The 13,005-nt window shown below is 70.6% G+C and carries 11 protein-coding genes; 2 read left to right on the top strand and 9 right to left on the bottom strand.

Annotated elements, in window-relative coordinates:
* Window positions 1–44: 44 nt before the first annotated feature.
* The 6 genes from hpaD to hpaH all read right to left on the bottom strand — a co-directional run bounded on the left by hpaD (window position 45) and on the right by hpaH (window position 6,660).
* A complete protein-coding gene (gene hpaD / locus ACFCVM_RS04715; RefSeq protein ID WP_375834489.1) occupies window positions 45–1,187 on the bottom strand; it encodes a 3,4-dihydroxyphenylacetate 2,3-dioxygenase in 1,143 nt (380 codons plus the stop codon).
* A 68-nt stretch (window positions 1,188–1,255) separates the two neighbouring features.
* Window positions 1,256–2,749 carry a 5-carboxymethyl-2-hydroxymuconate semialdehyde dehydrogenase gene (gene hpaE / locus ACFCVM_RS04710; protein ID WP_375834486.1) on the bottom strand — a complete coding sequence of 498 codons (1,494 nt, stop codon included), beginning with the start codon at window positions 2,747–2,749 and terminating at the stop codon, window positions 1,256–1,258.
* Window positions 2,750–2,800: 51 nt separating this feature from the next.
* Complete coding sequence (locus tag ACFCVM_RS04705; protein ID WP_375834483.1) at window positions 2,801–3,484, bottom strand: GntR family transcriptional regulator; 684 nt, start codon at window positions 3,482–3,484, stop codon at window positions 2,801–2,803.
* Window positions 3,484–5,004 (bottom strand): fumarylacetoacetate hydrolase family protein, encoded by a 1,521-nt coding sequence (locus tag ACFCVM_RS04700; protein ID WP_375834481.1) that lies wholly within the window; start codon window positions 5,002–5,004, stop codon window positions 3,484–3,486. Before ACFCVM_RS04700 ends, ACFCVM_RS04705 begins: the two co-directional genes overlap by 1 nt.
* A 76-nt stretch (window positions 5,005–5,080) precedes the next feature.
* Complete coding sequence (locus ACFCVM_RS04695; protein WP_375834479.1) at window positions 5,081–5,890, bottom strand: HpcH/HpaI aldolase/citrate lyase family protein; 810 nt, start codon at window positions 5,888–5,890, stop codon at window positions 5,081–5,083.
* Window positions 5,875–6,660 (bottom strand): 2-oxo-hept-4-ene-1,7-dioate hydratase, encoded by a 786-nt coding sequence (gene hpaH / locus ACFCVM_RS04690; RefSeq protein WP_375834477.1) that lies wholly within the window; start codon window positions 6,658–6,660, stop codon window positions 5,875–5,877. The genes ACFCVM_RS04695 and hpaH overlap by 16 nt, the downstream gene beginning before the upstream one ends.
* A 171-nt stretch (window positions 6,661–6,831) precedes the next feature.
* Here hpaH and ACFCVM_RS04685 point away from each other — a divergent pair, with 171 nt between their 5' ends.
* On the top strand, window positions 6,832–8,214 hold the full coding sequence (locus tag ACFCVM_RS04685; RefSeq protein ID WP_375834474.1) for an MFS transporter: 1,383 nt from the start codon (window positions 6,832–6,834) through the stop codon (window positions 8,212–8,214).
* A 77-nt stretch (window positions 8,215–8,291) separates the two neighbouring features.
* Here ACFCVM_RS04685 and ACFCVM_RS04680 read toward each other — a convergent pair whose 3' ends face one another.
* On the bottom strand, window positions 8,292–9,956 hold the full coding sequence (locus tag ACFCVM_RS04680; protein ID WP_375834471.1) for a thiamine pyrophosphate-binding protein: 1,665 nt from the start codon (window positions 9,954–9,956) through the stop codon (window positions 8,292–8,294).
* A gap of 190 nt (window positions 9,957–10,146) precedes the next feature.
* Window positions 10,147–11,391 (bottom strand): acyl-CoA thioesterase/BAAT N-terminal domain-containing protein, encoded by a 1,245-nt coding sequence (locus ACFCVM_RS04675; protein WP_375834468.1) that lies wholly within the window; start codon window positions 11,389–11,391, stop codon window positions 10,147–10,149.
* A 103-nt stretch (window positions 11,392–11,494) separates the two neighbouring features.
* On the opposite strand from ACFCVM_RS04675, the gene ACFCVM_RS04670 reads away from it, so the two are divergent.
* Complete coding sequence (locus ACFCVM_RS04670) at window positions 11,495–11,791, top strand: hypothetical protein (protein ID WP_375834465.1); 297 nt, start codon at window positions 11,495–11,497, stop codon at window positions 11,789–11,791.
* Here the strand turns inward: ACFCVM_RS04670 and ACFCVM_RS04665 are convergent.
* Window positions 11,775–12,854, bottom strand: a complete 1,080-nt coding sequence (locus tag ACFCVM_RS04665; RefSeq protein WP_375834462.1) for a VanZ family protein — start codon at window positions 12,852–12,854, stop codon at window positions 11,775–11,777. The genes ACFCVM_RS04670 and ACFCVM_RS04665 overlap by 17 nt on opposite strands.
* Between the last annotated feature and the right edge of the window lie 151 nt (window positions 12,855–13,005).

The following is a 13,005-nucleotide window of genomic DNA, read 5'->3' as shown; positions in this document are numbered from 1 at the left end:
GAGATCCGGAGCCGCCGGGCGGCGTCGTCGCGCGTCGTTCGCGCCTACAGCGTGTTGCCGAGCTTGAAGCCCTGCTCCTCGTCGCCCGAGCGCGTGTACGAGAAGCCGTCGGCGCCGATCGTGACGGCCATCTCCGATGAGTCCGTGCGGGCGACGACGGGCTTGGGGTTGCCGTCGAGGTCGAGCACCAGCGAGGCATCCGTGTACCAGCTCGGGACGACGGGGTTGCCCCACCAGTCGCGGCGCTGGTTGTCGTGCACGTCCCACGTGATGACGGGGTTGTCGGGGTCGCCCGTGTAGTAGTCCTGCGTGTAGATCTCGACGCGGTGGCCGTCGGGGTCGCGCAGGTACAGGTAGAACGCGTTCGAGACGCCGTGACGGCCGGGGCCGCGCTCGATCGCGTCGGAGCGCCGGAGCGCGCCGAGCTTGTCGCAGATCGCGAGGATGTTGTGCTTCTCGTGCGTCGCGAAGGCGACGTGGTGCATGCGGGGGCCGTCGCCGCCCGTCATGGCGGTGTCGTGCACCGTGGGCTTCCGACGCATCCACGCCGCGTAGACGGTGCCCTCGTCGTCCTGGATGTCCTCGGTGACGCGGAAGCCGAGCGACTGCATGAAGTTCACGGCGCGCGGTACGTCGGGAGTGACCTGGTTGAAGTGGTCGAGGCGCACGAGCTCGCCCGGCGTGTGCAGGTCGTAGCGCCACGAGAGCCGTTCGACGTGCTCGGACTGGTAGAAGAACTCGTACGGGAAGCCCAGCGGGTCCTCGACGCGCACCGAGTCGCCGATGCCCTTCGTGAAGCCCTCCGCCCGACGCTCGATGCGGCAGCCGAGCTCGGAGTAGAAGGCGACCGCCCGGTCGAGGTCCTCGGGGGTGCGCACGCGGTACGAGAACGCGGCGACGGCGGCGACGTCGCCCTGGCGCAGCACGAGGTTGTGGTGGATGAACTCCTCGGTCGAGCGGAGGTAGATCGCCTCGTCGTCCTCCTCGGTCACGTACAGGCCGAGCACGTCGACGTAGAAGATGCGCGAGGCGGCGAGGTCCGTCACGACGAGTTCCATGTAGGCGCAGCGGAGGATGTCGGGAGCGGGGACCGACGGGGTCGGCACCGGGTTGTCGCTGTGGATCGGGGCCTCCTGGCTCACGTAGAAGCCGGAGGAGGTCTTGACTCGGTCGTTGAGTGCAGACATGTGGATTCGTCCTTCAGTTGTGATGCGGTCGAGCAGTTGCGATGCGGCCGAGGGTGGGCGGGGAGGGCCTACTTCGTGCCGAAGCGCGGCGAGTGCGCTTCGTTGAGGGTGATGTGCACGGCCTGCTGGTCGGTGTAGAAGTCGATCGAGCGGTAGCCGCCCTCGTGCCCGAGGCCCGAGGCCTTGACACCGCCGAAGGGGGTGCGGAGGTCGCGCACGTTGTTCGAGTTCAGCCAGACCATTCCGGCCTCGACCGACTGGGCGAAGTTATGGGCGCGCTTCAGGTTGTTCGTCCAGATGTAGGCGGCGAGACCGTAGCGCGTGTTGTTCGCGAGTTCGAGCGCCTCCTCGTCGGTGTCGAACGGCGTGATCGCGACGACCGGGCCGAAGATCTCCTCCTGGAAGATGCGCGCGTCGGGCGAGACATCCGCGAACACCGTGGGGGCGACGTAGTTGCCGGTGTCGAGCCCCTCGGGGCGGCCGCCGCCGGCGACGAGCCGGCCCTCGCCCTTGCCGATCTCGACGTACGACATGACCTTCTCGTAGTGCTCGGGGTGCACGAGCGCCCCGACCTCGGTCTTCGGGTCGTGCGGGTCGCCGACCACGATGTTCTTCGCACGCTCGGCGTAGCGGGCGACGAAGTCGTCGTAGATCGAGCGTTCGACGAGCACGCGGGAGCCGGCGGTGCAGCGCTCGCCGTTCAGCGAGAACACGCCGAACACCGTCGCGTCGAGCGCCGAGTCGAGGTCGGCGTCGGCGAAGACCACGGCGGGCGACTTGCCGCCGAGCTCCATCGAGAGGCCCTTCAGGAACGGCGCCGCGTTGCCGAAGATGATCTGGCCGGTACGGCTCTCGCCCGTGAACGAGATGAGGGGCACGTCGGGGTGCTTGACGAGCGCGTCGCCGGCCTCTTCGCCGAGGCCGTTCACGAGGTTGAAGACGCCGTCGGGCACACCGGCCTCGCGGAAGATCTCCGCCCAGAGCGAGGCCGACAGCGGCGTGAACTCGGCGGGCTTCAGTACGACGGTGTTGCCGGTGGCGAGCGCCGGGGCGAGCTTCCACGACTCGAGCATGAAGGGCGTGTTCCACGGCGTGATGAGGCCGGCGACGCCGATGGGCTTGCGGTTGACGTAGTTGACCTGGCGACCCGGCACCTTGTAGGTGTCGTCGCGCTGGGCGACGATCAGGTCGGCGAAGAAGCGGAAGTTCTCGGCGGCACGCTGCGCCTGGCCGAGCGCCTGCGTGATGGGCAGGCCGGTGTCGAAGGTCTCGAGCTCGGCGAGCCGGGCGTCGCGCGCCTCGACGAGGTCGGCGATCCGGTGCAGCACGCGCGAACGCTGGCGGGGGAGCATGCGGGGCCAGGGCCCCTCGTCGAACGCGCGCTTCGCTGCGGCGACGGCGAGGTCGATGTCGGCCTGCTGGCCGGCGGCCGCCTGTACGTAGGTCTCGTTCGACACCGGGTCGAGCACGTCGAACGTCTCGCCGCCGACGGAGTCGACGAACTCGCCGTCGATGAAGTGGCGGATGCGGTCGGGCAGGCCCTCGGGGATGTAGTGCGTCATGTCATTCGGCTTTCGGTGTGTCGGGACGGGAAGCGTGTCGGAGAAGGCGGTTCAGGGCGCGGGCAGCGGATGCCGCGACTGGGCGGCGAGCACCGCGTCGAGCGTCGCGGTGCGGTGGTGCCGTGCGGCCAGCTCGATCTCGAGGGCGTCGGCGCCTGATTCGATGAGCGCGAGGATGCGTTCGTGCTCCTCGACCGACTCGTGGGCGCGGCCTGGCACGAAACTGAAGGACGAGTCGCGCAGCACCTTCATGCGGTTCCAGCCGCGGTGCACGAGGTCGAGGATGTGCGGGTTCGGGCACTCCTCGAAGAGCACGGCGTGGAACTCGAGGTTGAGTTCGGTGAACCGCGTCGGCTCGAAGTCGTCGAGCGTGCGACGCATCCGCTCGTTGATCTCGCGGGCCCGCCTGATGTGGTCGGGCGAGATGAACGGCGCGGAGAGCGCCGTCGCCGCGCCCTCGACGAGCGCGAGCGTCTCCATCGTGTGCAGGTACTCGGTCTCCTTGACGAGGGCGACCTGGGCGCCGACGTTCCGCTCGAACGTGACGAGGCCCTCGGCCTCGAGCAGTCGGATCGCCTCGCGAACCGGCACGACCGAGACGTCGAGCTCGCGGGCGATCGCCCCGAGCACGAGTCGGTAGCCGGGCACGTAGCGGCCGTCGTCGATGCGCATGCGGATGAAGCGGTACGCCTGCTGCGACTTGCTCTCGGTGGAGCGGATCGTCTCGGTGTTCATCATGCCTCCATCGCTGCTCGGTAGCGGGCGAGCCATTCGGCGTTCATGGGGAAGAGTCCGTCGACGGATGCCCCGGCAGCGACCTGCTCGGCCACGTACGCCTCCTGCCGCTCCTGTTCGAGCGCCTCGGCGAGCACCTCCTCGACGAGCTGCGGCGGAATCACGATGACGCCGTCGCCGTCGCCCACGATGACGTCGCCGGGCTGCACCGCCGCGCCGCCGCAGGCGATCGTGACGTCGACCTCCCACGGCACGTGGCGCCGGCCGAGCACCGAGGGGTGGGCGCCCTGCGAGAACACGGGGATCTCGAACCCGGCCACGGCGTCGAAGTCGCGCACACCGCCGTCGGTGACGATGCCGGCGGCGCCGCGCACCTGGGCGCGGAGGGCCAGCACGTCGCCCACGGTGCCGGTGCCGCGCTCGCCGCGGGCCTCGACGACGAGCACCTCGCCGGGCGCGACGGTGTCGAAGGCGAGCTTCTGGGCGTTGTACCCGCCGCCGTGGCTCTGGAACAGGTCGGGCCGGAACGGGACGAACCGGAGCGTCTTCGCACGGCCGACGATGCGATCGCCGGGGTGATTGGCGGCGACGCCCTCGATGAAGATGTCGTGGTACCCGCGCTTGCGGAGCACCACCGAGAGGGTCGCGACGGCGACGCGGCCGAAGGCGGCGCGGAGCTCGTCGGTGAGCTCGAAGGCGGGAGCGGCCGTGGTCGCGGTGTTCGCGACCTCCGTTGCGCCGGCCGGAGCGGGCGCCGAAGCGCGGCCGGCAGCGACCGCCGCGGCGAGCTCCTCCTCGCCGCCCCAGGCCTCGACGCGCTGGAGGTCGTCGGTCGCGGGCCTGGTTCCGAACTCGCCGAACTCGGCGTCGCCCTGCGTGATGGTCGTGACGAGTCGGCCCGTGCTCGGCGCGCCGGGAGCGCCCGGGGCGTCGACCTCGACCTCGACGACGTCGCCCGGCAGCACGACCGACGAGCCGGCCGGCGTTCCGGTGAGGATCACATCGCCGGTCTCGAGGGTCATGAGCTGCGACAGGTCGGCGATGAGACGGCCGAACGGGAAGAGGAGCGTGTCCGAGGTGTCCTCCTGCACGAGCTGCCCGTTCACCCAGGTGCGGACGCGCCAGTCGCCCTCGGCGATGCCGGCCGCGGGGATCGCGACGGGACCGATCGGCGTGAAGCCGTCGCCGCCCTTCGAGCGCACGTTGGAGCCCTTGTCCGCGGCCCGCAGGTCGTAGAGGCCGAAGTCGTTGGCCGCGGTGACGGATGCCACGTGGTTCCAGCCGTCGGCGGGGGAGACGCGGCGGGCGGGCTCGCCGATGACGATCGCGATCTCGCCCTCGAACGCGAGCAGCTCGGTGCCGGCGGGGCGTTCGAGCGCGGCGCCCGTGGGGGCGAGGGAGGAGGCCGGCTTCAGGAAGTAGCTCGGCTGCGCGGGCGTGCGGCCGCGCTGGGCCGCCCTCGACGGGTAGTTCAGGTGCACGGCGATGATCTTGCCGGGGGTGGCGATGCCGAAGGTCATTGACGTCCTCGTCTCTTGATATCTGAAATAATATACGATCTATACGACCCTGTCGAGCGGTGATCGAGCCGGCTCGTCAGTAGCTCGCTCGAGGTGCCGACGCATCCGCCGGGATGAAGCGATCGGCGAACGCCTCGGAGGCGCGGGCGACGATCGCGACGTCCGCCCCCACGGAGACGAACGCCGCGCCGGCGGCGAGGTAGCGATCTGCGTCTGCGGGCACGAAGGCGTTGACGCCGACGGGCTTGCCCACGGCCGCGCCCGCGCGGATCGAGCGCAGCACGCCCTCGACGACGTCGGGGTGCGACTGCTGGCCGAGCAGGCCCATCGAGGCGGCGAGGTCGGCGGGCCCGACGAAGAGGGCGTCGACGCCGTCGACCGCGGCGATCTCCTCGACCGCCTCGACGGCGGCGGCGGACTCGATCTGCACCGTGAGGCTGATCGTCGACGCGGCGTTCTGCAGGTAGCGGTCGACCCGGTTCCAGCGCGATGAGCGGGCGAGGGCGGCGCCGACGCCGCGCACGCCGTCGGCGGGATACCGCACCGCGCGGGCGAGCTCGACGGCCTGCGCCGCGGAGTCGACCATCGGCACGAGGAGGTTCTGCACGCCGAGGTCGAGATACTGCTTGATCAGCACGGTGTCGCCGATCGGCGGGCGCACGACGGGTGCGACCGGATACGCCGAGACCGCGTAGAGCTGCGCGAGGATCGACTCGAGTCCGTTGGGGGAGTGCTCGGCGTCGATGAGCACCCAGTCGAGGCCGCTGCCGGCTGCGAGCTCGGCCATGATCGGGCTGCCGGAGCAGACCCACATGCCGACGAGCGGGCGGTCGGATGCCGCGATGCGGGCCGTGAGTGTCTCGGGGAGGTTCATTCGAATCGGCATGTCACTGCTCCAAGCTGTCCGTAGTCGGCGTGCACGGTGTCGCCGCGCTCGACCCACATGGGTCGGGTGAACGAACCGGCGAGGATGATCTCGCCGGCCTCGAGCGACTGCCCGTGCTGGGCGAGCTTGTTCGCGAGCCAGGCGACGCCCATGGCGGGGTGTCCGAGCACCGCCGCTGCGACACCTGACTCCTCGATCGTCTGGTTCCGATAGAGCAGCGCCGAGATCCAGCGGAGGTCGACCTCGTCGACCTTCACCGGACGGCCGCCGACCACCATGGCGCCCATCGCGGCGTTGTCGGAGATCGTGTCGACGATCGTGCGACCCTCGAGCTCGATGTGCGAATTCAGGATCTCGAGCGCCGGCACGACGTAGGCGGTGGCGTCGAGCACGTCGAAGATCGTGACATCCGGACCCTGCAGGGGCGTGTCGAGCACGAATGCGAGCTCGACCTCGATGCGCACGTTCGAGAACCGGTCGAACTCGACGGATGCTCCGGATTCGACGACCATGTCGTCGAAGATGACCCCGTAGTCGGGTTCGGTGATGCCGGTGGCGACCTGCATGACCTTCGAGGTGAGGCCGATCTTGCGGCCCACCACACGGTGGCCGGCGGCGGCGCGGCGCTCGGCCCAGAGCTGCTGCACCGCGTACGAGTCCTCCACGGTCATCTCGGGGTGCCGCGCGGTGAGCCGCGGCACGATGGTGCGGTCGCGATCGGCGACGAGGAGCTCGTCGGCGATCGCCTCGATGGTGGACTGGTCTAGCACACGGGCTCCACTTCGTCGTCAGGGCGTGGCTTGATCGTATACGATCACCGCTGCCCACGACATCCCGAGTCATCGTCGTATTTCAAATCGTATATTATGACCGGATAGCTCGTCTCGAGCTCGACGACGAGCTGCCCATGACCGCGGACCCGACAGAGGAGTCGCCCCCGCATGACCACGACATCCGCCCCCGCCCCGGCCCAGAGCGACGCGCGACGACGGGAGCTCCGCCGCGTCGCGTTCGCCACCGTGATCGGCACCACCATTGAGTGGTACGACTTCTTCCTCTACGCGAGCGCCGCCGGCCTCGTGTTCCAGGTGCTCTTCTTCGCGCCCGCAGGCCCCGAGTTCGCGACGATCCTGTCGTTCGCGACGATCGGCGTGAGCTTCCTGTTCCGGCCGCTCGGCGCATTCCTCGCCGGCCACTTCGGCGACAAGATCGGCCGCAAGGCGATGCTCGTCGTGACGCTCGTGCTCATGGGCGCGGCGACGACCCTCATCGGCGTGCTGCCGACCTACGAGCAGGTGGGCATCCTCGCACCGCTCCTGCTCGTCGTCCTGCGCATCCTGCAGGGCCTCTCGACGGGCGGCGAGTGGGGCGGCGCGGTGCTCATGGCGGTCGAGCACGCGCCCGACGGCAAGCGCGGCCGCTACGGCGCGTTCCCGCAGATCGGCGTGCCGATCGGCCTGCTCCTCGCCTCGGGCGTGCTCGCCCTCATGACGGGCGTCATCTCTCCCGGCGACGCGTTCCTCGAGTGGGGCTGGCGCATCCCGTTCCTGCTGAGCTTCGTGCTCATCATCGTCGGCATGATCGTGCGCCGATCGGTCGACGAGAGCCCGGTCTTCACCGAGATCGCCGCTCGCAAGGAGCAGACGAAGACGCCGATCGCCCAGCTCTTCAAGCGGCACTGGCTGCTCGTGCTCCTCGCCGCGCTGACCTTCGCCGGCAACAATGCCGCGGGCTACATGACGACCGGCGGCTACATCCAGAACTACGCCACCACGCCGATCGCCGACGGCGGCCACGTCGGGATGGAGCGCACGCCCGTGCTGCTCGCGGTCGCGGCATCCGCTGTCGTGTGGCTCATCGTCACGTGGATCGCCGGCTCGGTCTCCGACCGGATCGGCCGCCGGAACACCTACATCATCGGCTGGATCGCCTTCCTCGCCACGGTCTTCCTGCTGTTCCCGCTCGTGAACACCGGCAACGTGTGGCTGCTCTTCGCCGGCCTCGCGCTCTTCACGATCGGCAACGGCTTCACCTACGGGCAGCAGGCCGCGTACTTCACCGAGCTGTTCCCGGCGTCGATCCGCTACTCGGGCGTCTCGATCACCTACGCCCTCGGCGCGATCCTCGGCGGTGCGTTCGCGCCGATGATCTCCGCGGCGCTCGTGCAGGCCACCGGCACCGCGACCTCGGTCGCGTTCTACATCGCGGGCATCATGGTCGTCGCGTTCATCGCGACCCTGCTGCTGAAGGACCGCACCGGCATTCCGCTCGGCCCCGACCACGAGGCCGAGCAGTCCGCGAGCGCCATCTACGGCGTGAAGTAGCAGCTGCCGGTACACGATGCCCCGGCGGGAACGTTCCCGCCGGGGCATCCGTCGTCTTCGGCCCTCGGCCGCCCGCGTCAGCTGTTCACGCGGATGATCTCCTCCTGGTACGGCGCGATGACGGTGCCCGAGATGCGGCAGTCGAGCAGGAGGAACGAGCGCTCGGTGACCGGGCGTGCCGCCCAGGCTGCGAGCGCCTCGAGGTCGGCGAGCTCGCGCACGACGACTCCTTCGGCGCCGAACGCGGCGGCCGCGGCGGCGAAGTCGGCCTCGGGGATCCGCATCGGACCCTCGGCGAGACCCTTGAGGCCGTAGAGGTTCACCTCGGCGCCGTACGCGGCGTCGTTCCAGACGACTGCGATACCGCGGCCCCCTGCGGTGCGCACTGCCGTCTCGAGGTCGGCGAGCGCCATGAGCCCGCCGCCGTCTCCGGTCGTGAGCACGACCGTGGCGTCGGGCTTGGCGGCGGCGGCGCCGGCGACGCTCGGAAATCCCTGCCCGATCGACTGGAACGCCGTGCCGATCATCATCATGCGGTCGGGCGAGGCCACGGGCCAGTACATGTTGGCCCAGCCGATGAAGTGCCCGCCGTCGGAGACGACGACCCGGTCTTCGGGCAGCAACTCGGCGATGCGCGACGCGACCGCGCGCGGGTCGAGCCGGCCGTCGTCGGCGAGGCCGTCGGTGCGCGCGGGGAGCGCCTGGGCGCGGAGCGGTGCGATGTCGGCGATGGCGTCGCGCCAGCCCGACGACTCCGCTCCGAGCGCGGCGAGCTCGTCGACGAGGCGTCGCGCGACGACCGCGGCATCGCCGCGGACGAACCCGCCGACGTGCGGGTGCGTGGCCGCCGTCGCCACATCGACCTGGAACACGCGCGTGCCGGGTGCGAAGAGGTCGCCGAAGCGCATCGTGAACTGGTTGAGCGAGGCGCCGAACACCACGGCGACGTCGGCCTCGCGCACGAGTTCCATCGCGGCCTCGGCCCCGAAGCCGCCGGTGACGCCGAGGTCGTAGCGGGCCTCGGGGAAGACCCCCCGGCCGAGCGCCGTCGAGGCCGTGACCGCGCCGGTCGCCGCGGCGAGGTCGCCGAGGGCATCGCCGGCGTCGGCGAGCCAGGCCCCGCGTCCGGCCAGGAGGAACGGCCTGGAGGCGCCCGCGAGGGCGCGTGCGACCTCGGAGACGGCGCGCCGAGCGAACTCGCCGACCGGCGAGAGGGGCAGCGGATGCCGCGGCGCGGGCGCATCGGCGAGCGGTCCGGCGTCGACCGATGCGACGTCGTAGGGGATCGCCAGCACCACCGGCACCCGATAGCTCAGCGCGTGCTCGACGGCGATCACGGTCGTGGCAGGGGCGTCGGTGCGCCCGACGGTGTACGTGCGCGCGCCGACCGCCGAGGCGAGGGCGATCTGGTCGACGTCCCACGGACGACGCCCCGAGGTCGGCTCGTCGCCGACGACGAGCACGAGCGGCACTCGGGCCTGCGCCGCCTCGGCGAGCGAGGTGAGGGTGTTCGTGAAACCGGCCCCGTAGGTCGCCGTCGCGGCGGCGAGCCGCTTCGACGCGCGGAAGTGGGCGTCGGCGGCGACCACGCCGCCGGCCTCGTGCCGCACGGCGGTGAAGGAGGCATCCGTCTCGCGCTCGAGCGCATCGAGGAAGTAGGCGTTGCCGTTGCCCATCACGCCGAAGACGTGATCGACGTGGGCGGAGAGGGCATGGGCGACGTGCGCGGACACCGAGGGCATGGTGAAGCCTTTCGAGACGTGACGGGATGCTGGGATTCCGTATGTGTCTCGCTCGGTGGCGGGGAAACCCGTCGGTCGGCTTCGTGCCCATTTTTCGAGCACCGGCGCGGCTGAGCGCCTGGACGAAGTCGAGTATACGACGACGTTCGCGCGTCGAGCCTGCTCGTCGGGCCGTCAGGCCGGCGGGCCGTCAGAGCGTCGGCGGGCCGAGCGCCTCGAAGGCGGCGCGCCAGAACTCGGCACGGGAGGCGCTGTCGGCGGCCGCGTCGGTGTCGGGGAATGCCGGCAGGTACGGATCGAGGGGGATGGAGTGCGAAGCGCCGTCGCCCGTCAGCGCGGTCACGTCGAGGCCCGCCGCGGAGGCTCGACGCGCGGTGCGATCCATCAGGAGGCAGGAGTCCCAGACCGCGTCGTGGGTGCCGCACGCGAGCACGACCGGCCCGTCGATGCGGGCGAGGTCGATGATCGAATCGGGCGGCGGCGCCGCCGGATCCATCGAGCAGGGGGTCGCGATGCCGGCGAGGGTCCACGCCGAGCGGGTTCCGTCGGGATATCCGCACCACAGCTCGCCCGCGCCGACCGGTGCGATCGCACCCCGCACGAGCGAGGGGTGCTCCGCGGCGAGCCAGAGCGCGGCCTCCCCGCCGCGTGAGGCGCCGAACGCGGTGATGCGATCGGGGTCGACCCCGTCGCGCGCCGCCAACCATTCGGCGCCCGAGACGAACGTCTCGAGCGGCACCTCGTCGAGCTCTGCAGGCTGCCCTGGAGAACCGAAGTAGCTCACCGCGAGGGCCGGGTATCCGGCGGCCGCGAGCTGACGAGCGAGGAGGCGAGCGAACTGGATGCCTCCGTCGCTGCCGGAGAACACGAGGACCGCGGCTCGCGGCCCGGTCTCTGCCGTCGCGGATGGCGCGGGACTCGCGTAGGCCCCGACGAGCCCGCCATCGGTCACCTCTTCGACCGCCACGGCGCCCGGAGCGATGCCGCGCTCGACCGTCGTGCCCGCGAGCACGGTGCCGTCGGCCCCGGTGAGCGTGAGCTCGACGTCGAACTGGTCGGCGTAGGCGGCGAGGAAGGCGAGCTCGCCGCTCTCGGGGGCGAGTGCCCAGAACGGCGCCATCGAGGCCGCCGTCGACCAGTCGCCGTCGACCGGTGCGTGGTCGTCGAGGTCGACCTCTCCGGACTCGTCCGCGATGAACACGGCCTCGGAGCGATGCGCGATCCAGTCGACGTTGGCTTTTGCGGTGAGGGTGACCTCGGAGCCGGGTGCGAGGCCGGTGAACCGGATCGAGAGCGGATCGAACGGACCGTCGAGCTCTTCGATGGCGATGGCGGCTCCGCGCCGGTCGGCGAGCGGAGAGCAGCCGACCATCGACGTCGTCGCGAGGAGCGCCGCGAACGCGGCGACGGCCAGCACCGAGCTGGATGTGCGCATGGCCGATTGTCGTGCACCGGCATCGGCGGGGTCAACCGTTCGTGCGGGCCGCTCAGCGGCCGAAGACGCGCGCGAAGGACCACGCGCACGGCATGATGGTCGGATGAAGACCACCCAGCTGCGCCGGTACGTGATCGTCGATGGACTCTACGAGGAGTTCGTCGCGTGGTGGCAGGAGGCCATGCCCGTGCTCCGGCCCGCGATGGGGTTCGCCATCGAGTTCGCCTACGGCTCGCCCGAGACGAACGAATTCACCTGGGCGGTCAGCGTGCCGGGCGATGCCGACGAGTTCGAGCGGGTGGATGCCGCGTACAAGGTCTCGCCCGAACGTGCGGCGGTCTTCGAGGGGCTGCCCGATCGCATCGCGTCGATGCAGCTCTCGTTCATCCAGGCGTACTGAGCCGATCCGGCGCGCGAGCGACGTTCCGGTCGATCGAGTCCATGCCGGCCGCAGCCTGAGCGAGACCGCGATGCCCGCGGGTCGTGAACGCGGCGACGATGCTCGCGACGGCGAGCGCAGCCGCGACCGTTCCGCCGAACTGGCCGGCGAGGAGGAGCAGGCTGTAGCCGCCGATCCCCACGAGGAACCGGACCCCGCGCCAGATCACGGTCGGAACACGATGCTCGCGGACGTCGATGAGCACGGCCCGTTCGCCGAGCGTGACGCCGCCGATCAGCACCGACACCGCCTGCGTGCCGATCGCCGCCGCCGTCGCGATCGCCGCGACCGCATCGGACACCTCGAGCACGAGGTCACGGCCCGCCAGCACGAGGATCGCGGAGTTGACGGCGACCGAGAGCCCGGCAGCGGTGAGCCACACGCTCGCGACGTCGACCAGCATTGCGAGCAGGCGCCGCCCAGAGGTGACCGGCCGCGCCGGCGCTGCCCCTGTCGCGGCCGCGCCACGGTGACGGCGGAACACCGGGAACGCCAGCAGCGCGCCAAGTGCCGCGCCGATGGTGTTCGCAGCGAGATCTCCCGTGTCGAACAGTCGATACGCGCAGGGGAAGACGCCCCAGACGCCGGTCAGCTGGGTGAGCTCGATCGCGAGCGAGACGAGTGCGCCGGCCGCGACCGCGACGGCGATGCCGCGTTCGAACAGCGCACGCGCGAAGAAGCCGAGCGGCACGAACAGCAGCACGTTGAACGCGAACTGCTGCACCGCGGCATTCGCGAGCAGCGAGCCGCCGTGCTCCGCCTGCAGGCGGATGACATCCCGCACGCTCTCGAGCGGATCCAGCACCACTCCCGCGCAGCGGAAGTCGTCGCCGTCGGGCAGCGGCAGCAGCGTGTACGCCCAGAGCCCCATCACGTAGAAGAGGAGCGCGACCCAACCGGTCATGCGGAGGGCCGAGAACCCGCCGCGGCGACGGTAGCTGAGCGCCACGAGCGGAACGAACACCACGACGAGCACCATCGAGCCGAACAGGATGGCGATGATCCCCGGCATGATGCGATCCACTCCGAGAGTCTACGATCGCCATCGGCATGCTCAGCGGCCGCCGCGGCAGGTCGGTCTCACCGTACTCGACTCGGTGTACAGGGCATCTGCAGCGAGACATCCGTAGAATCGACCCATCCCCGGAAGAGAATGCGGCCGATGCTGCCCACCG

Source organism: Agromyces sp. NPDC056389, from assembly GCF_042262385.1.
Taxonomy (GTDB): domain Bacteria; phylum Actinomycetota; class Actinomycetes; order Actinomycetales; family Microbacteriaceae; genus Agromyces.
The sequence above is the reverse complement of the archived record's forward strand: the minus strand, read 5'-3'. Positions and strand labels throughout refer to the sequence as shown.